Below are 18,378 nucleotides of genomic sequence, written 5' to 3'. Positions count from 1 at the left end.
AACCACCACCGTATCATCGACTTGCCGGTGCTGCCCGCGGCATGGAGGCGTCATGGGTGGGCGGCCATGAAGGCGGCGATCACCCCAGCCGCCTCGGCAATCAGCTGTCCCTGGTCCCGTCCCGATGCCCGCCTGGGCCGCCAGTCGTGATCGCCATCCTCGAGCCAGTGCACCCGCACCACCTCGGGCAGGGCATGACCGGCCAGCTCCTCCCGGGTGCCGAAGGGGTCGCGACTGCCCTGCACCACCAGGGTCGGACAGGCGAGCAGTGGCCAGTGGGCCAGACGCCAGCTCCCCGGCCGACGGGGCGGGTGGAAGGGATAGCCGCAGAGCACCAGCCCGGCCGCCTGGTCGCGCGCGGCGAACAGGCTGGCGGCCCGCGCGCCCATGGACTTGCCGCCGAGCCACAGGGGGGCGAGCTCCGGATGCGACACGGTGTCGCACCAGCGGGCCAGCTCGTCGACCAGGTGGTCGATCCGGGGAGGGGGACGACGCCGCGCCTCGCGACGCATCTGCTGCATGTAACCGAACTCGATGGCCAGGGTCTGGACACCCATCTCGGCCAGCGCCTCGCGCAGCTTCACCATCAGGGACGAGTCCTGCCCGGCCCCCGCCCCGTGGGCGATCAGCAGGCGTCCGTGACGGGCCTGCCCACGGACCTCGAGGGGTCCGAGCCCCTCGACCAGCCAGCTGCCCCGCCCCCCCGACAGCAGGTGGTCGCGGAGCCGACGCGGGGAGATCACGGCTTCGACTTGACAGAAATATTCCGACACTCGGCGGCCTCTCGAGTTCATGAATTAGCACTTCGGCGTGTTCAGGTTGATGCGGGCCTGCGCTAGAATCCCGGCTGGATATTGACCTGCATCATCCCGCGGGAGGCCGACCCGGGGCAGAATGCCGCGGGGCAACCCAATACCGCATTCGATGGAAACCTGACATGAGCACAGCACTTGAACACCCGACCTACAACTACAAGGTAGTTCGGCAGTTCGCGATCATGACGGTGGTGTGGGGCATCGTGGGCATGACCCTCGGTGTCATCCTCGCCGCACAGCTGGTATGGCCGCAACTCAACCTGGGGCTGCCGTGGACGAGCTTCGGCCGCCTGCGCCCCCTCCACACCAACGCCGTGATCTTCGCCTTCGGCGGCTCGGCGCTGTTCGCCACCTCCTACTACGTGGTGCAGCGCACCTGCCAGACGCGATTGTTCTCGGACAAGCTGGCGGCCTTCACCTTCTGGGGTTGGCAGGCGGTGATCCTGGCGGCCGTGGTGACCCTGCCCATGGGCTACACCGAGGTCAAGGAGTACGCCGAGCTCGAGTGGCCGATCGACATCCTGATCGCGGTGGTGTGGATCAGCTATGCCATCGTCTTCCTCGGCACCATCAAGCTGCGCAGGACCTCCCACATCTACGTGGCCAACTGGTTCTTCGCCGCCTTCATCCTCACCGTCGCGGTTCTGCACATCGTCAACAGTGCGGCCATTCCCGTCTCCGCGATGTACTCCATCTCCCTCTACTCCGGGGCCATCGATGCCATGGTGCAGTGGTGGTACGGCCACAACGCGGTGGGCTTCTTCCTGACCGCCGGCTTCCTGGGGATGATGTACTACTTCGTGCCCAAGCAGGCCGAGCGTCCCGTCTACTCCTACCGCCTGTCCATCGTCCACTTCTGGGCGCTGATCATGGTCTACATGTGGGCCGGCCCGCACCACCTGCACTACACCGCCCTGCCCAACTGGGCCCAGTCCCTGGGCATGATCATGTCGATCATCCTGCTGGCCCCCTCCTGGGGCGGCATGATCAACGGCATGATGACCCTCTCCGGGGCCTGGCACAAACTGCGCACCGATCCGACCCTGCGCTTCCTGGTGGTCGCCCTCTCCTTCTACGGCATGTCCACCTTCGAGGGCCCGATGATGGCGGTCAAGACCGTCAACGCCCTCTCCCACTACACCGACTGGACCATCGGCCATGTCCACGCCGGGGCACTCGGCTGGGTGGCGATGATCACCATCGGCTCCATGTACCACCTGATCCCGCGCCTGTTCGGCCGCACCGAGATGTACTCGGTGGGCATGATCGCCGTGCACTTCTGGCTGGCGACCATCGGCACCGTGCTCTACATCGCCGCCATGTGGGTCAACGGCATCCTGCAGGGCCTGATGTGGCGCGCCATCAACCCCGACGGCACCCTGATGTACACCTTCGTCGAGGCCGTCGAGGCCAGCGGCCCTGGCTACATCGTACGCCTGATCGGCGGCCTGTGCTGGGTCACCGGCATGCTGATCATGGCCTACAACGTCACCATGACGGTCAAGCGCAGCGACACCGCGCGCCAGCCGATTCCGCAGACTGCCTGAGCCAACGGGGAAACCGACACCAATGAGACACGAGATCGTCGAAAAGAACGTCGGCCTGCTCGCCGTACTGGTCCTGGTGGTGATCAGTTTCGGTGGCCTGGCCGAGGTCGTGCCGCTGTTCTTCCAGAAGCAGACGACCGAACCCGTCGAGGGGCTGCGCCCGCTCTCCGCCCTGGAGCTGGAGGGGCGCGACATCTATCGCCGCGAGGGCTGCGTCGGCTGCCACTCCCAGATGATCCGCCCCTTCCGCGCCGAGACCGAGCGCTACGGCCACTACAGCGTGGCCGGCGAGTCGGTCTACGAGCACAACTTCCTGTGGGGCTCCAAGCGCACCGGGCCGGACCTGGCACGCGTCGGCGGCCGCTACAGCGACGACTGGCACCGCGCCCATATGTACAATCCGCGTGACGTCGTGCCGGAATCGATCATGCCGGCCTACCCCTGGCTGTTCGAGAACACCCTCGACGGGCGCGCCACGCCGCGCAAGATGGAGGCCCTGCGCAGCCTCGGCGTTCCCTACACCGACGAGCAGATCGAGAACGCCACCAGCGAAGTGCGTGGCCAGCAGGAGATCACCGCCCTGGTCGCCTACCTGCAACAGCTGGGCACCGTGCTCGAGGGCACGCGCTGACATGGATACCGGGACCTTTCGCGGCATCATCACCGGGCTGCTGATCCTGGCCTTCATCGGCATCACCGCCTGGGCCTACTCCAGGCGCCGCAAGCCGGACTTCGACGAGGCGGCCAACCTGCCCTTCGCCGACGATGATGAGAAACCGACCCGTGACAAGCGCCTCTCGCCGGAAGAGCGGACGAACGAGGCCGATTCCCGAGAAGACAAGGGAGACAGGAACGCATGAACAATCTTTGGGATGACTCCCTTTCAGGCTTCTGGAGCGCCTGGATCATCGTCATCACGCTGGGCTCCATCGGGCTGGCCTTCTGGCTGCTCTACGCCAACCGCCGCACCGACAAGGCCCCCGACGCCGAGGGCAACATCGAGACCACCGGCCACGCCGCCGACGGCATCGAGGAGTACGACAACCCGCTGCCGCGCTGGTGGTTCCAGCTCTATGTCGGCACCGTGATCTTCGCGCTGGGCTACCTGCTGCTCTACCCGGGGCTGGGCAACTTCGCCGGCGTCCTGGGCTGGACCCAGGAAGGCCAGTGGGAAGAGGAGGTGGCGCGTGCCGAGGAGCGCTTCACGCCGATCTTCGCCCAGTACGAGGAGGTGCCGATTCCCGAACTGGCCGAAGACGCCGAGGCGATGCAGGTGGCCGAGCGCATCTTCCTGAACAACTGCGCGGTGTGTCACGGCTCCAATGCCCGGGGGGGCTACGGCTTCCCCAACCTGACCGACGACGACTGGCTCTACGGCGGGGAACCGGAGCAGATCCTGACCACCCTGCACCAAGGCCGCAACGGCCTGATGCCGTCCTGGCAGCAGCTGGGCGAGAACAACATCGAGAACCTCACCCAGCATGTGCTGTCACTCTCGGGACTGGAGCACGATGCCGAGCGCGCCGAGCAGGGCGCCGCGCTCTTCACCTCGGTCTGTGCCGCCTGCCACACGCCCGACGGCACCGGCAACCAGGCCCTGGGGGCGCCCAACCTGACCAACGATACCTGGCTCTACCGGGCCCCGGGGCAGAGCGTCGCCGATGCGGTGCGCCAGACCCTGCGCAACGGCCGCAACGGCCACATGCCGGCCCAGGCGGCCTATATCGGCGAGGAGCGGGTCCACCTGGTCGCCGCCTATGTCTACAGCCTGCGCCTCCAGGACTGAGGCGGCCCGCACGGGACGGACAGGGTGCGGCCTCGGGTCGCACCCTGTCCTGTTGGGTCGAGGGGCCGATACAATGAACCGCGCTCGTTCCTGCCCTCCTCCCGTTGAGCCCTCCGTGAGCCTGCCATGAGCGACAAGATACCGACGACAGACGTCACCCCGACCCCGGTCGGCCATCATGCGCCCGGGGAAACCGTCACCCAGGAGATGTACGCCAGCCGGCGCCACATCTACGTGCGCGAGATCAAGGGGCTCTTCCAGCGCATCCGCCGCGGTGCCAACTGGGGGCTGATGCTGCTCTTCTTCGGCCTGCCCTGGCTGCAGTGGGGAGATCGCCCGGCGGTCTGGTTCGACCTGCCGGGGCGCGAATTCCACATCTTCGCCGCCACCTTCTACCCCCAGGAGTTCATGCTGCTCTCCTGGCTGCTGATCATCTGCGCCTTCGGCCTGTTCCTCATCACCGTCTTCGCCGGCCGCGTCTGGTGCGGTTACACCTGTCCCCAGAGCGTCTGGACCTTCCTGTTCATCTGGTTCGAGCATCGCCTGGAGGGGCCGCGCAACCGGCGCATCAAGCTCGACAGGGCAGCGATGACCCTCGACAAGGCCTGGCGCAAGGGGACCAAGCACGCCGTCTGGCTGGCCATCGCCCTGGCCACTGGCGTCACCTTCGTCGGCTACTTCACGCCGATCCGCGACCTGGTGGTCGAACTGCCGACGCTGCAGGCCCATGGCTGGTCCTACTTCTGGGTCGGCTTCTTCCTGGTCTTCACCTATCTCAACGCCGGCTGGCTGCGCGAACAGGTGTGCATCTACATGTGCCCCTACGCCCGCTTCCAGTCGGTGATGTTCGACGCCGACACCCTGATCGTCTCCTACGACGAGGCCCGCGGCGAACCCCGCGGCCCCCGCAAGCGGAGCCTCGGCCACCAGGAGGCGCGCGAGGCGGGGTACGGCGACTGCATCGACTGCGACCTCTGCGTACAGGTCTGCCCCACCGGCATCGACATCCGTGAGGGGCTGCAGTACGAGTGCATCACCTGTGCGGCCTGCATCGATGCCTGCGACAGCGTGATGGACAAGATGGGCTACCCGCGGGGCCTGATCCGCTACACCACCGAGAACGCCTTGGAGGGCAGGCCGAGTCGCATCCTGCGCCCGCGCCTGCTCGGCTACCTGGCGGCGCTGCTGGTGATGGTCGGCGCCTTCGCCTGGGCACTGTCCGAGCGCATGCCACTGGGCTTCGAGGTCGAGCGCGAGCGCAACCAGCTGTTCCAGATGACCCGCGAGGGGCGCGTCAGCAATGCCTACACGCTGACCATCCGCAACCTCGACCGCGAGGATCACGTCTATCGCCTGGAGGTCAGCGGCCTGCCCGGCCTCGAACTGGATACCGACAGTATCCAGGTGCCCGCCGGCGAATCACGCCAGGCCGTGGCGAGCATCACCGCCGCCCCGGACGTCATCGAGCTGCCGAGCCACGATATCCAACTGCACCTCGCAGCCGAGGGCGACGACCGCATCCGCCTGACGCACGACACACGCTTCATCGGACAGATCCGGAGATAACCGTGCAAGCCCATCCCGTGACCCCCTGGTACAAGCAGTTCTGGCCCTGGTTCCTGATCGGCCTGCTGCTGTCGGCGATCACCGTCAGCACCACCTTCGCGGTGCTGTCGGTGCGCTCCTTCGACGGCATGGTGCAGGAGGACTACTACGAGCACGGCCGCGCCATCAACATGGTGCTGGCCAAGCAGCAGCGCGCCGCCGACCTGGGCCTCGAGGCCCGGCTGCGCATCGACCCCCTCACCAGCGACGTGGTGCTCGACCTGGGGGGCGACACCCGCCCCGAGCGGCTGGTGCTCAAGTTGATCTTCCCCACCGCGGCCGATCGCGACCAGGAGTTGGTGCTCGAGCATGTCCGCGAGGGTCGCTACCTGGCCCAGGCGCCGGACAACCTGCGCTATCGCTGGTACCTGCAGCTGCAGCCCGCCGGCGAGGGCCCGGAATGGCGGCTGGTCGGCGAGGCACGCTTCCCCGACGAGGGGAGCATCGCCCTGACCCCGGGTCGCCCGGCGGCCGAATGACCGCTATCCGCCTCGTCGTCGTGCCCCCGACCCGCCCATGACCGTAGAAGCCACCGCCGCTACCGGCCACGACTGCTACCACTGCGGCAACCAGGTGCCCGCCGGGGCCCCCTGGTCGATCACCCTCGACGACCGGGCGCGGCCCCTCTGCTGCCCCGGCTGCGAGGCGGTGGCCCATGCCATCGTCGACGGCGGTCTCGCGAGCTACTACCGCTTCCGCACCGAGCTGCCCGAGCGCCCCGACGACCGCCAGGCGGTCAGGGCCGAGACCTGGGCGGTGTTCGACGACGCCGGCCTACAGCGCCAGTTCGTGCACCCGGAGGGCGACAGCGGCCAGGTCCATGCCACCCTCGCGGTGGACGGCATCACTTGTGCCGCCTGTGCCTGGCTGATCGAGCACCGGCTCAACGCCCTGGAGGGCATCGACTCCAGCGCCGTCAACCTGACCCACCACCGGGTGCGGGTGAGCTGGGACCCGCAGCGGGTCAAGCTGTCGCGGATCCTCGCCGAGATGGCGGCGATCGGCTACCAGGCCCAGCCCTACGAGCCCGACGAGGCCCAGAGCCGCCTGCAGCGGGAGGAGCGCATGAACGTGCGCCGACTGATCGTCGCCGCCGTGGGCATGGCCCAGGTAATGATGTTCTCCATCCCCATCTATGTGTCCGCGCCCGGCGAGATCAGCGACGACTTCCTCGCCCTCTTCCACTGGCTCTCCTTCGCCCTGGCCACCCCGGTGGTGTTCTTCTCGGCCCTGCCCTTCTTCCGCAATGCCGCGCGCGACCTGCGCACCCGGGTACTGGGCATGGACGTGCCGGTGTCGCTCGCCATCGGCGGCGCCTACCTCGCCAGCGGCTATGCGGTGCTCTCCGGCACCGGCGAGGTCTACTTCGACTCGGTAACCATGTTCACCTGCTTCCTGCTCTTCGGCCGCTACGTGGAGGCCCGCGCCCGGCGCCGCAGCGGTCACAGCGGCAATGCCATGACCGGCGTCCTGCCGCTCTCGGCGATCCGGCTCACCGACGAGGGCGAGGAGCGCATCCTGCCGGCCAGCGAACTCGCCCCCGGCGACCGGGTACTGGTCAAGCCCGGCCACGGCGTGCCCGCCGACGGGGTGATCGAGGATGGCGAGTCGAGCCTCGACGAATCGATGCTCACCGGCGAGTACCTGCCGGTGGCGCGCCGCCCGGGCGAGACCGTCACCGGCGGCAGCCAGAACGTCGAGAGTCCGCTGGTGGTGCGCGTCACCCACGCCGGGCGCGAGGCCCGGGTCGCCGGCATCGTCGACCTCACCGACCGCGCCTTCGCCAGCCGTCCGCGACTGGCCCGGATGGCTGCCCGCATGTCGCACCTCTTCGTGCTGCGCCTGCTGCTGGTGACCGCCTGTGTCTCCACTGCCTGGTGGTTCATCGACCCCTCACGGATGCTCTGGGTCACCCTCTCGGTGCTGGTGGTGACCTGCCCCTGCGCCCTGGCGCTCGCCACCCCCACGGCGCTGACCGCCGGCCACGGCCAGCTGCGCCGCCGCGGCGTGCTGGTGACCCGCGCCAACGCCATCGAGGCGCTCTCCCGGCTCGACAGGGTGATCCTCGACAAGACCGGCACCCTGACCACAGGGCGCATGGCACTGGTGGAGACCCGCCCGCTCGGCGAGCTCGACGAGGCACGCGCCCGGGTGCTGGCCGCGGCCCTCGAGGCGAGCTCGGAGCACCCCATCGCCCGCGCCTTCCATCCACACCGCGACGCCACGGTGCGCGCCCGGAACCCGGTCAGCCGCACCGGCCAGGGCCTGGAGGGCGAGATCGAGGGACGCCCCTGGCGCCTGGGCAAACCCGATTTCGCCGCGCCGGCACAGCCGCCGAGCCCGCCGGGCGAGGGGCAGTGGCTGCTGCTCGCCGAGGCGGGCGAGCCACGCGCCTGGTTCATGCTGCAGGATCATGTGCGCGAGGATGCGGCCGACACCATCACCGCCCTCCAGGCGCTGGGGCTGCAGGTGGAGTTGCTCTCCGGCGATACTCCCGAGGCGGTGGGCCGGCTCGCCGCGCGGCTCGGCATCGCCACCTGGCAGGCCTCGGCCAGCCCGGAGGACAAGCTCGCGCGCATCCGCTCCCTGCAGGCCGGGGGCGAGAAGGTGGCCATGGTCGGCGATGGCATCAACGACGTGCCGGTGCTGGCCGGGGCCGACGTGGCCATCGCCATGAACGGCGCCACCGACCTGGCCCGCACCAGTGCCGACGCCGTCTTGCTCAGCCCACGGCTGGCGCGTATCGTCGAAGCCATCGAGATCAGTCGGGCCACCCGCCGGGTCATGCGCCAGAACATGATCTGGTCGGTGTGCTACAACGTCTCGGCACTGCCGCTGGCGGCCATCGGCATCGTGCCGCCCTGGGTCGCCGCGCTGGGCATGTCGGCCAGTTCGCTGGTGGTGGTGGGCAATGCCCTGCGACTCAACCGCTTCCGCTCGGCCGCCGCGCCCTTCGTTCCGACCCCACGGCTGGTGAACGCATGAGCATCCTCTACCTGCTGATTCCGCTGTCGCTGATCCTGCTCGGCCTCGCCGTCTGGGCCTTCTTCTGGGCGGTGAAGCATGACCAGTTCGAGGATCTCGAGGGCCCCGCCCATCGCATCCTCTTCGACGAGGACGAGAACGATCTCCCCCCCGAGGAGCGCCAGCGCCGGCGACAATCGCGTGGCGAGGTCGACGACGCCCCCGCTGACCGGGAGGAACCGCCGCGCTGATGGATCCCACCGGCCTGGGTCTACCGCCCCTGCTGGCGGCCTTCGTCTTCGGCCTGCTCGGCGGCGCCCACTGCATCGGCATGTGCGGCGGCATCATGAGTGTGCTGACCTTCGCCGTGCCCCCCAGCATGCGCTCCCCGACACGGCTCTCCGGATTGCTGCTCGGCTACAACCTGGGGCGCATCACCAGCTACATGACCGCCGGTGCGCTGGTGGCCGGGCTCGGCACCCTGGTCGCCATCACCCCCACGGCCCGCCTGGTGCTGCAGGGGCTGGCCGCGGTGATGCTGATCCTGATGGCGCTCTATATCGCCGACTGGTGGAAGGGGCTGCTCAGGGTGGAGGCCGTCGGCAAGCGGCTGTGGCGCCACCTGGAGCCGCTGGGCCGGCGGCTGATGCCGGTGGTGAAGGTTCCCCAGGCGGTGGCGCTGGGGGCAGTCTGGGGCTGGTTGCCGTGCGGGCTGGTCTACTCCATGCTCGCCTGGAGCCTGGCCACCGCCGCCCCGCACCAGGGCGCCCTGCTGATGGGCGCCTTCGGCCTGGGTACCCTGCCGGCCCTGCTGGTCACCGGCCTGGCGGCACGCCAGCTCGGCAGCCTGATCCGCCACCGCGCCACCCGCACCCTGGCCGCGGCGTCGATCATCGCCTTCGCCCTGTGGCAGCTCTGGATGCTGCTGCCCGCCGGCGGCCACGCCTGACTCCCCGACGATCTCGTTCCCGCTTGACGCAGCTCAACACGGCCGGGGGTCGCCCTCGCTACCATCGAGGCATGTCCATCATCCGGAGTGCCGTCATGTCCGCTCACGCGACGCGCGAAGGCCCAGGGGGTTCCGCCCGGTTCGCCTGGGACCCGGTACTGCTGCGCCGCTACGACGCCTGCGGCCCGCGCCCCACCTCGCATCCCACGGCCCTCGGCTTCCGGGAGGACTTCGGGCCCGACGACTTCACCTCGGCCCTCGCCCGCAGCAACGACGCGGGCCGTGCCTTGTCGCTCTATGTCCATATGCCCTTCTGCCGCCAGGCCTGCTTCTACTGTGCCTGCAACAAGATCGCCACCGGGGACACGCGGCTGGCCGAGCCGTACCTGTCGCGCCTCGACCGGGAGATGGTGCTCACCTCCCGCCATCTCGACGCCGCCCGGGAGGTCCAGCAGCTGCACTGGGGCGGCGGCACCCCGACCTTCCTCACCCTCGACCAGATGAGCGACCTGATCGATCGCCTCGATGCCCGTTTCGGGCTCTCGGGCTCGAGGGAGCGTGACTACGCCATCGAGATCGACCCCCGGGAGGCCAATGTCCTCACCCTGCGCCATCTGCAGGCACTCGGCTTCAACCGCCTGAGCCTCGGCGTCCAGGACCTGGACCTCAGGGTGCAGCAGGCGATCAACCGGGTCCAGCCCCGGGTACTCACCGAGTCGCTGATCGACGAAGCCGACCGCCTCGGCTTCCGCTCGCTCAACCTCGACCTGATCTATGGCCTGCCGCTGCAGACCCGCGACAGTTTCGCCGAGACCCTGGCGCAGGTGATCGCCATGGCCCCGGCCCGGCTGTCGGTGTTCCACTATGCTCACCTGCCCGAACGCTTCACGCCCCAGCGCCGCATCCACGCCGAGGACCTGCCCGGGCCCGAGGAGACGCTGGCGATGCTGCATACCACCCTCGAGATGCTGACCGCGGCGGGCTATGTGCACATCGGCATGGACCACTTCGCCCGCCCCGACGACAGCCTGGCAAAGGCCCAGCGCCAGGGTAGCCTCACGCACGACGTCCGGGGCTACTCCAGCCACGCCCGGTGCGACCTGGTGGGGCTCGGCGTCTCGGCGATCAGCCGGGTCGATGACGCCTACGCCCGGAACCCCGTGGGGCTCGCCGCCTACGAGGCGGCGCTGGATGCCGGCCGCCTGGCCACCGACCGCGGACGGCGCCTGACATTCGACGACTGCCTGCGGCGGCACGCCAGCGAGCGCCTGATAGGCGACCTGGCCCTCGATCTCGAGGCGCTGGGCCAGGCCTTCGGGGTCGATGCCGAGGCCCGGCTGGCCGATGTCCTGGCCCGGCTGGAAGGAGCCGAGCACGATGGCCTGGTGGAGCGTGCCGGCCCCCGGCTCGTCGTCACGCCGATCGGTCGGCTGCTGCTCCGGCACCTCGCCATGGCCTTCGACGCCCCCCTCCCGGAGCAGCGGGCATCGCCCCGCTCACGCCTGCGGTGAGGGACTACCTCCGATGCCCGGAGGCTACCTCCAAAGGGATGCTATGCCGGCCCGGACGAATCCCCCATAATGGTGGCAGAGTCACCATCATGGAGGAGAGCATGCCTGATACCGCGACCGGCAGGCGGCGTTCCCTGCTGCACGAGACACGCTGCCAGACCTGCAGCCTCAGCTCGCTCTGCCTGCCGCTGGCACTCGAGCTCCAGGACATGGACCAGTTCGACGCCATCATCCGGCGCCGCGCTCCCCTGAAGAAGGGCGAGGCGCTGTTCCGCCAGGACAGCGCCTTCACCAGCGTCTACGCCGTGCGCTCGGGCAGCCTCAAGCAGGTCACCACCGAGGGCAGCGGCGAGGACCAGTTGACCAACTTCTACCTGCCCAGCGAACTGGTGGGCCTCGATGGCATCGACGAGGCGCGCTATCCCGGCACGGTGGTGGCGCTCGAGACCACCACCGTCTGCGAGATTCCCTTCGACCGCCTCAACGCCCTCTCCGAGGAGCTACCGGAGCTGCGCACCCAGCTCTACCGCAGCATGAGCAAGGAAATGCGCGACGACCGCCGCATGATGCGGCTGCTGTCCCGCAAGACCGCCGACCAGCGCCTGGCGACCTTCTTCGCCGGCCTCTCCGACCGCTTCCGCCGCCGCGGCTACTCGCCCTACAGCTTCCGCCTCTCCATGTCCCGGGCCGATATCGGCAACTACCTGGGGCTGGCGGTGGAGACGGTGAGTCGCATCCTCGGCCGCTTCCAGTCCCAGGGGCTGGTGGCCGTCTCCGGCCGCGAGGTCAACATCCTCGACCTGGCGGCCCTGGCACGGGTCGCCGAGGAGGAAGGCGCGCGCTGAGGCGCTGCGCGCCAGCTCGAAGCTCGAAGCTCGAAGCTCGAAGCTCGAAGCTCGAAGCTCGAAGCTCGAAGCCAGCCTGAATCGAATCGCCCCCGTGACAAGGTCACGGGGGCGATTGTCTTCCAGCTTACGGCTTAAAGCTTACAGCTCCGGGCGAAGCCCGGTATGGCTTATAGCTCCTGATGGATATCGATGCGGTCGGCCTGCCGCCGGGCCTGCTTCTCCTCCAGGCCGGCGAAGTCGAAAAGCTCGCGGTCGGCCAACTGCGAGGGCGCCACGTTGGTCACCGCCTTGAACATGCTCTCGAGCCGGCCGGGGTGCCTGGCCTCCCATTCGGCGAGCATCTCCTTGACCACCTGGCGCTGCAGGTTGGGCTGGGAACCGCAGAGATTGCAGGGGATAATCGGGAAGTCCATCAGCCGTGCGAACTCGGCGATGTCCGCCTCCCGGCAATAGGCCAGCGGACGGATGACGATGTTCCGGCCGTCGTCGGAGAGCAGCTTGGGCGGCATCGCCTTGAGGCTGCCGCCGAAGAAGAGGTTGAGGAACAGCGTCTCGAGGATGTCCTCGCGATGGTGGCCCAGGGCGATCTTGGTGGCACCGATCTCCTCGGCGAAGCCGTAGAGCGAGCCGCGACGCAGCCGCGAACAGAGCGCACAGGTGGTCTTGCCCTCGGGGGTCTTCTCCTTGACCACCGAGTAGGTGTCGCGCTCGAGGATGTGGTACTCCACCCCGATGCCATCCAGGTACTCGGGCAACACCTGCTCGGGGAAACCGGGCTGCTTCTGGTCGAGGTTGACCGCCACCAGCGAGAAGCGCACCGGAGCATTGCGCTGCAGGCTGCGCAGGATCTCGAGCAGGGTGTAGCTGTCCTTGCCGCCGCTCAGGCAGACCATCACCCGGTCGCCCTCGCCGATCATCTCGTAGTCGATGATGGCATTGCCCACCTGGCGTCGCAGGCGCTTCTGCAGCTTGTTGAACTCGCGCTTGCCCCTGGCATCGAGGGTGGTGGCGCCGCCTGCTGTGGCGGGAGCATCGGCAGGGTTGGGGTCGAAGATCACGGCGTCTTGCATGGTCGGGGCGCTGCCAGAGCGGCTGGAAATCACGGGTGCCTATCCTACCACCACCGCCGCCGCCTGGCGACGGCACGGCGTCGACGGCCCGGAGGATGCCCATGCCGTGGCTGACCCTCGAGACGAGGGGCTCACGAGCTCCGCTTCGCCAGCATGGCGCCTCGCTCCAGGCGCAGATACATCAGCGCCGTGGTCACGGCATCGCCCAGGGCGGTGTGGCGTCCCATCACCGGCACCCCCAGGGCGCCGGCCACCTGCTCGAAGCGCAGGCCCGGCTCGACCTCGGGATGGCTGCGGCGTAGCTGACGGACATAGGCATGCGCCACGTCGATGCCGGCATTGGGCAGGTCGAAGCCGAAGCGCGGCCGCAACTCCCGGTTGATGATCGACAGATCGAAATCCAGGCACCAGCCCACCAGCGGCCGGTTGCCGATGAAGTCAAGGAAGCGGCCCAGTGCCGCCCCGATGCTTTCGCCACCCTCCAGGTCGATGCCACGCAGGCCGTGGATGCGTATCGAGTCGCCACTCAGCGACGCGGGCCGCTGCAGGCGCAGGTCCAGTGATTCGCTGGCCAGCACCCGATCGCCGCGAATCTTCACCGCCGCCAGCGACACCAGTTCGGCACTGCGGGTATCGAGCCCGGTGGTCTCGCTATCGATGGCGACCAGCTCGTCGCCGGTGTAGGGCTGGAACAGCCAGGCATAATAGCCGTCGGCCTGGCGACGCCGGTCGGCGGCCCGGCGCAGTACCTTGAGCATGGAGTGACCTCCTGTTGTTGTTGTCGATCCCTGAAAGAGCGCCGCGCGTCATGAATATTCCAGATGGAAGCGATGCGACAGGCGCTGCTTGAAATCCTTGACGATGTGCAGCGCCTCGCGGAGCAGGTCGCGCTCCAGCGACGAGAGTTCCTGCACCACCACCCGATCGGGCTTCCCGCCCTTGCTGCCATCGCCGTCCAGGCGCGCCAGCTGCTGCTCGAGGCGCAGCTGGGTGAACAGTGACAGCGCCTCGCCCAGGTCCTCGGCGAAACGAGCCTCCAGGCGACCGTCCTCGGCCAGGGCGTCGAGGCGCTCCAGCGTCGAGGTCACGCGGATGCCGCGCTCCAGGGCCATGGCACGCACCCCGTGGACGATGGGAAAGATGCCGCCCTTCTTGATGTCGATGCCGTGCTGGGGCTTCTTCAACGAGCCGAACAGGGTCAGCGGCGTGGAGAAGCGCAATGCCGGGCGGGCAAAGTAGGAGAGCAGGATCTCGTCCCGGGAGCAGCGCTCGAACAGCTCCTCGCGGACCTGCTCGAGCAGGGTCGGGTTGCCTGCCACCGCATGGGAGTCGAGCAGGATGGCGAGCTTCATCAGGCTGTCGCCGTCGCGGCCCGCCGCCCAGCGGGCGATGCGGCCGCGCCACTGGGTCACGCTGCCCACCCACTCCGGGTTGGAAACCATGATATTGCCCGGGCAGGGCGGATAGCCGAGCTCGATCAGGGTGTCGGTGAGTCGCTGCATCTGCTCGGCACAGTCGGGCCAGTCGAGGTCATCGGCCAGGATCAGGCCATTGTCCTGATCGGTCTTGAGAATCTGTTCCCCGCGCCCCTCGCTGCCCATCACCATCAGGCAACTGTCACCGTGGTAGCGCTCGTCGATCAGAAAGCCCCAGGCCTTGTTCATGATGCGGCCGTTCAGCGCCGCCAGCAGCCCCATGGCGAAGCGCAGCTTGACTCCCTGGGCCATCAGCGCCCTCACCAGCTCCGGGGTACGCCGGCTGGCCGCGGCCAGCGCCTCGAGGCTGTCCGCCTGCGCCACCTGCAGGCTGACCACGTAGCTGCGGCTGGAGAAGTAGCTGAGCACGTCGGTCAGCTCGACCACGCCGCAGGGCGCGCCCTGCTCCATGACCACCACCCGCTCCACCTTGTGGCGAGTCATCACCACCAGCACCTCGAACAGGTACTGGTCCGGCGTCACCGTCACCAGCTCGAAGTGGGCCACCGCCTGCACCGGGCTGTCCTGCTCACGCCCCTCCAGCACCAGGGCGTTGAGCAGGTCGGTCTTGGTGACCATGCCCGCCCCCTGCTCGCCGTTGACCAGCAGACTATCGGCGTGACTGTCATGCAGGGTGGCCACCGCCTCGGCGATGGTCGACGCCGGCCCCACGCAGAGCGGCTGGCGCATGCACTCGCTGACCCTGGCCAGCATGAAGCCGGCCATGGTCACCCCCCCCTCGGCGCGCTGCTCGGTCAACAGGCGGGCCTTGTGGGCCAGGGTCTGGCGGAAGAACTCGGCGAAGGCCGGATAGTCGTCGCACAACTGCAGGAACAGGGCCTTCGGCAGCAGATAGCAGAGACTCTCCTGCTCGGCGCGGAAGCGATAGCGGCTCTTGCCGTTGAGGATGCTGATGGCACCGAACAGGTCGCCATGGGTGTAGTGGCCGATGCGCTCGCGCGCACCGGGAAGGGTCGTGTCCAGTTCCGCGACCTCGCCCTTGTGGATGATGAAGACGAACTCACCGGGCTGGCCGGCCTCGAGAATGATCTCGTCACGATCGAAATAGGCCAGGTCGATACCACTGCGAACGCGCGCGCGTCCTTCATCATCCAGAAAGGTGAAGGGCGGTTGAGAGAGATCGACATCGACCATGGGGCTGTCCTCGTTAGGCGGCTGTCTCACCCCGCAGGTTCATAGGCCCGTCACGGCCACGGTGACTTCAAGATAGCAAAGTGATGATCCAGGAAAGAACCTAGACAATCGTCCTATCCTTTCCGAATTAGACCAACGTCATAGCGCCCTGCGTGATTAGACCATCGTCCCATACCTGGCCGGCTAGACCATCGTCCCATGCCCCCTCTGGATGACTCGCAACCCACGGCCACAACATCTAATAAGTTACTGATATATATAGAAAAGTACAAACGACATTCCATCGCTATTTATTCATGATACCAAAGTCTGGGATTTATTTTTCCCGTTCATTGCCCAGTATCCACCATGAGTCATGCGGGGCAATCGCACGTCGACAATCCTTGTCACCGACAGGCTGGCAACATCCTCGTACAGGAGGACCGTTCGAGGGAGAGTCGTTGTATACGTGCGATTGCCCCGATGGGGCTTGTGGAATGATCGGCGCACCTTCTCACCCTCTCAATAACAAGTGGAGAGCAACACCATGGCAGATGAGAAATCCAATGCCGCTGCTTACTGGAAGGCGAACATCCGTCTGATTGCCGGCTGCCTGATCGTCTGGGCGCTGGTGTCCTACGGATTCGCCATCCTGCTACGTCCCCTGCTGTCAGCCATCCCCATCGGCGGTACGGACCTGGGCTTCTGGTTCGCCCAGCAGGGTTCGATCCTGACCTTCATCGGCATTATCTTCTTCTACGCGTGGAAGATGAACCGACTCGATAAACAGTTCGGACTCGGGGAGTAAGCCAGCATGAGTCAGTTTGCAATCAACCTGCTGTTCGTAGGGGCCTCCTTCGCCCTCTACATAGGCATCGCGATCTGGGCCCGTGCCGGATCGACCAAGGACTTCTACGTGGCCGGTGGCGGCGTGCACCCGATCACCAACGGCATGGCGACCGCCGCCGACTGGATGTCCGCGGCCTCCTTCATCTCCATGGCGGGCCTGCTGGCCTCCGGGGGCTACGCCAACTCCACCTTCCTGATGGGCTGGACCGGTGGCTACGTCATCCTGGCCATGCTGCTGGCGCCCTACCTGCGCAAGTTCGGCAAGTTCACGGTGCCCGACTTCATCGGTGACCGCTTCTACAGCAACACCGCCCGCCTGGTCGCCGTGATCTGCCTGGTCGTCGCCTCGATCACCTACGTCATCGGCCAGATGACCGGTGCCGGCGTGGCCTTCTCCCGCTTCCTGGAAGTCTCCAATACCTGGGGCATCTGGATCGCGGCCTTCATCGTCTTCCTCTACGCGGTCTTCGGCGGCATGAAGGGCATCACCTACACCCAGGTGGCCCAGTACATCGTGCTGATCATCGCCTACACCATCCCGGCCGTGTTCATCTCGCTGGAGCTGACCGGCAACCCCATTCCCGGCCTGGGCCTGTTCAGCACCCACTCCGAGTCCGGTGTGCCGCTGCTGGCGAAGCTGGATGACGTGATCAATGCGCTGGGCTTCCGCGACTACACGGCCGATGTCGACAACAAGCTCAACATGGTGCTGTTCACCCTGTCGCTGATGGTCGGTACCGCGGGCCTGCCTCACGTCATCATCCGCTTCTTCACCGTGCCGAAGGTGGCCGATGCGCGCTGGTCTGCCGGCTGGGCCCTGGTGTTCATCGCCCTGCTCTACCTGACCGCTCCCGCGGTGGGGTCCATGGCACGCCTGAACCTGATGACCACCGTCTATCCGGATATGGCCGGCCAGGTCGAGAACTACGATGAAGCCGCCACCAACCCCATCCTCTACGAGGAGCGTCCCGAGTGGGTCCGGACCTGGGAAGAGACCGGCCTGATCACCTTCGAGGACAAGAACGGCGACGGCCGCATCCAGGTCTACAACGACGGCAACGAAGCCTTCGCTTCAACCGCCGCAGAACGTGGCTGGGAAGGCAGCGAACTTACCGTCAACAACGACATCCTGGTCCTCGCCAACCCGGAGATCGCCAACCTGCCGAGCTGGGTCATCGGCCTGATCGCCGCCGGTGGTATCGCCGCGGCACTGTCCACGGCCGCCGGCCTGCTGCTGGCCATCTCCTCGGCCATCAGCCATGACCTGATCAAGACCATGATCAACCCGAAGATCACCGAGAAGGGCGAGATGCTGGCGGCGCGGATCTCCATGGCCGGCGCCATCCTGCTGGCGACCTACCTGGGCCTGAATCCCCCGGGCTTCGCGGCACAGACGGTGGCACTCGCCTTCGGTATCGCCGGTGCCTCGCTGTTCCCGGCGCTGATGATGGGCATCTTCTCCAAGCGGGTGAACAACAAGGGCGCCGTTGCCGGCATGCTGACCGGCCTGGGCACCACCCTGCTCTACATCTTCACCTACCTGGGCTGGTTCTTCATTCCGGAGACCAACATGCTGCCCAACACGCCGGACAACTGGATCCTGGGCATCTCGCCGCTCTCCTTCGGTGCGGTCGGCGCGATCTTCAACTTCGCCGTGGCCTTCGCCGTCTCCAGCGCCACCGAGGAGCCGCCGCAGGAAATCCAGGACCTGGTGGAAAGCGTCCGCTATCCGAAGGGTGCTGGTATCGCGACCGGCCACTAAGCCATAATGGCTGCCCGACCCGGGCTCCGGGTCGGGGACCCAAACCGGATCGGGCTTCCATGG

At 67.4% G+C, this 18,378-nt stretch carries 17 protein-coding genes; 13 read left to right on the top strand and 4 right to left on the bottom strand.

Annotated elements, in window-relative coordinates:
* Window positions 1-50: 50 nt before the first annotated feature.
* Window positions 51-743, bottom strand: a complete 693-nt coding sequence (locus tag CR157_RS09325; protein WP_258364121.1) for an alpha/beta family hydrolase — start codon at window positions 741-743, stop codon at window positions 51-53.
* A gap of 194 nt (window positions 744-937) precedes the next feature.
* On the opposite strand from CR157_RS09325, the gene ccoN reads away from it, so the two are divergent.
* The 11 genes from ccoN to fnr all read left to right on the top strand — a co-directional run bounded on the left by ccoN (window position 938) and on the right by fnr (window position 12,022).
* A complete protein-coding gene (ccoN, locus tag CR157_RS09320; RefSeq protein ID WP_110283254.1) occupies window positions 938-2,362 on the top strand; it encodes a cytochrome-c oxidase, cbb3-type subunit I in 1,425 nt (474 codons plus the stop codon).
* 22 nt (window positions 2,363-2,384) lie between these two features.
* On the top strand, window positions 2,385-2,993 hold the full coding sequence (gene ccoO, locus CR157_RS09315) for a cytochrome-c oxidase, cbb3-type subunit II (protein ID WP_110283253.1): 609 nt from the start codon (window positions 2,385-2,387) through the stop codon (window positions 2,991-2,993).
* A gap of 1 nt (window position 2,994) precedes the next feature.
* A complete protein-coding gene (locus CR157_RS09310) occupies window positions 2,995-3,222 on the top strand; it encodes a cbb3-type cytochrome oxidase subunit 3 (RefSeq protein ID WP_110283252.1) in 228 nt (75 codons plus the stop codon).
* Window positions 3,219-4,148, top strand: coding sequence for a cytochrome-c oxidase, cbb3-type subunit III (gene ccoP, locus CR157_RS09305; RefSeq protein WP_110283251.1), 930 nt, complete (start codon window positions 3,219-3,221; stop codon window positions 4,146-4,148). The genes CR157_RS09310 and ccoP overlap by 4 nt, the downstream gene beginning before the upstream one ends.
* Window positions 4,149-4,274: 126 nt before the next feature.
* A complete protein-coding gene (ccoG, locus tag CR157_RS09300; RefSeq protein ID WP_110283250.1) occupies window positions 4,275-5,714 on the top strand; it encodes a cytochrome c oxidase accessory protein CcoG in 1,440 nt (479 codons plus the stop codon).
* 2 nt (window positions 5,715-5,716) lie between these two features.
* Window positions 5,717-6,232, top strand: coding sequence for a FixH family protein (locus CR157_RS09295; protein WP_110283249.1), 516 nt, complete (start codon window positions 5,717-5,719; stop codon window positions 6,230-6,232).
* A gap of 37 nt (window positions 6,233-6,269) precedes the next feature.
* Window positions 6,270-8,738: a heavy metal translocating P-type ATPase gene (locus tag CR157_RS09290; RefSeq protein WP_110283248.1), complete on the top strand. Its 2,469-nt coding sequence runs from the start codon at window positions 6,270-6,272 to the stop codon at window positions 8,736-8,738.
* Window positions 8,735-8,968, top strand: coding sequence for a cbb3-type cytochrome oxidase assembly protein CcoS (gene ccoS, locus CR157_RS09285; protein WP_110283247.1), 234 nt, complete (start codon window positions 8,735-8,737; stop codon window positions 8,966-8,968). The genes CR157_RS09290 and ccoS overlap by 4 nt, the downstream gene beginning before the upstream one ends.
* Window positions 8,968-9,666 (top strand): sulfite exporter TauE/SafE family protein, encoded by a 699-nt coding sequence (locus CR157_RS09280; protein ID WP_110283246.1) that lies wholly within the window; start codon window positions 8,968-8,970, stop codon window positions 9,664-9,666. The genes ccoS and CR157_RS09280 overlap by 1 nt, the downstream gene beginning before the upstream one ends.
* Before the next feature lie 95 nt (window positions 9,667-9,761).
* The gene (hemN, locus tag CR157_RS09275) at window positions 9,762-11,177 is read left to right on the top strand and encodes an oxygen-independent coproporphyrinogen III oxidase (RefSeq protein WP_110283245.1); all 1,416 of its coding nucleotides are present in this window, start codon (window positions 9,762-9,764) and stop codon (window positions 11,175-11,177) included.
* Window positions 11,178-11,278: 101 nt separating this feature from the next.
* Window positions 11,279-12,022, top strand: coding sequence for a fumarate/nitrate reduction transcriptional regulator Fnr (fnr, locus tag CR157_RS09270; protein ID WP_110283244.1), 744 nt, complete (start codon window positions 11,279-11,281; stop codon window positions 12,020-12,022).
* 170 nt (window positions 12,023-12,192) lie between these two features.
* Here fnr and ttcA read toward each other — a convergent pair whose 3' ends face one another.
* From ttcA to CR157_RS09255, 3 genes are all read right to left on the bottom strand, one after another.
* Window positions 12,193-13,095, bottom strand: coding sequence for a tRNA 2-thiocytidine(32) synthetase TtcA (gene ttcA, locus CR157_RS09265; protein ID WP_110283479.1), 903 nt, complete (start codon window positions 13,093-13,095; stop codon window positions 12,193-12,195).
* A gap of 131 nt (window positions 13,096-13,226) precedes the next feature.
* A complete protein-coding gene (locus tag CR157_RS09260; RefSeq protein ID WP_110283243.1) occupies window positions 13,227-13,853 on the bottom strand; it encodes a 3'-5' exonuclease in 627 nt (208 codons plus the stop codon).
* A gap of 48 nt (window positions 13,854-13,901) precedes the next feature.
* Window positions 13,902-15,725, bottom strand: coding sequence for a DUF294 nucleotidyltransferase-like domain-containing protein (locus tag CR157_RS09255; protein WP_110283242.1), 1,824 nt, complete (start codon window positions 15,723-15,725; stop codon window positions 13,902-13,904).
* A gap of 526 nt (window positions 15,726-16,251) precedes the next feature.
* Here CR157_RS09255 and CR157_RS09250 point away from each other — a divergent pair.
* Both CR157_RS09250 and CR157_RS09245 read left to right on the top strand, forming a co-directional pair.
* Entirely contained in the window at window positions 16,252-16,512 is a 261-nt protein-coding gene (locus CR157_RS09250; protein ID WP_110283241.1) for a DUF4212 domain-containing protein, read from the top strand.
* Between the two features lie 6 nt (window positions 16,513-16,518).
* Window positions 16,519-18,315: a sodium:solute symporter family protein gene (locus CR157_RS09245; protein ID WP_110283240.1), complete on the top strand. Its 1,797-nt coding sequence runs from the start codon at window positions 16,519-16,521 to the stop codon at window positions 18,313-18,315.
* Window positions 18,316-18,378 lie beyond the last annotated feature (63 nt).

It is taken from the genome of Halomonas sp. LBP4 (assembly GCF_003202205.1).
Lineage (GTDB): Bacteria > Pseudomonadota > Gammaproteobacteria > Pseudomonadales > Halomonadaceae > Halomonas > Halomonas flagellata.
Note: the sequence above shows the minus strand (reverse complement) of the source record. Positions and strands in the feature narration are given on the sequence as shown.

Bases quoted from the DNA above. Each gene is read 5' to 3' on its own strand.
- ccoN (WP_110283254.1), top strand. From the start codon at position 938: ATGAGCACAGCACTTGAACACCCGACCTACAACTACAAGGTAGTTCGG.
- ccoO (WP_110283253.1), top strand. From the start codon at position 2,385: ATGAGACACGAGATCGTCGAAAAGAACGTCGGCCTGCTCGCCGTACTG.
- CR157_RS09310 (WP_110283252.1), top strand. From the start codon at position 2,995: ATGGATACCGGGACCTTTCGCGGCATCATCACCGGGCTGCTGATCCTG.
- ccoP (WP_110283251.1), top strand. From the start codon at position 3,219: ATGAACAATCTTTGGGATGACTCCCTTTCAGGCTTCTGGAGCGCCTGG.
- ccoG (WP_110283250.1), top strand. From the start codon at position 4,275: ATGAGCGACAAGATACCGACGACAGACGTCACCCCGACCCCGGTCGGC.
- CR157_RS09290 (WP_110283248.1), top strand. From the start codon at position 6,270: ATGACCGTAGAAGCCACCGCCGCTACCGGCCACGACTGCTACCACTGC.
- ccoS (WP_110283247.1), top strand. From the start codon at position 8,735: ATGAGCATCCTCTACCTGCTGATTCCGCTGTCGCTGATCCTGCTCGGC.
- CR157_RS09280 (WP_110283246.1), top strand. From the start codon at position 8,968: ATGGATCCCACCGGCCTGGGTCTACCGCCCCTGCTGGCGGCCTTCGTC.
- hemN (WP_110283245.1), top strand. From the start codon at position 9,762: ATGTCCGCTCACGCGACGCGCGAAGGCCCAGGGGGTTCCGCCCGGTTC.
- fnr (WP_110283244.1), top strand. From the start codon at position 11,279: ATGCCTGATACCGCGACCGGCAGGCGGCGTTCCCTGCTGCACGAGACA.
- ttcA (WP_110283479.1), bottom strand. From the start codon at position 13,095: ATGCAAGACGCCGTGATCTTCGACCCCAACCCTGCCGATGCTCCCGCC.
- CR157_RS09260 (WP_110283243.1), bottom strand. From the start codon at position 13,853: ATGCTCAAGGTACTGCGCCGGGCCGCCGACCGGCGTCGCCAGGCCGAC.
- CR157_RS09255 (WP_110283242.1), bottom strand. From the start codon at position 15,725: ATGGTCGATGTCGATCTCTCTCAACCGCCCTTCACCTTTCTGGATGAT.
- CR157_RS09250 (WP_110283241.1), top strand. From the start codon at position 16,252: ATGGCAGATGAGAAATCCAATGCCGCTGCTTACTGGAAGGCGAACATC.
- CR157_RS09245 (WP_110283240.1), top strand. From the start codon at position 16,519: ATGAGTCAGTTTGCAATCAACCTGCTGTTCGTAGGGGCCTCCTTCGCC.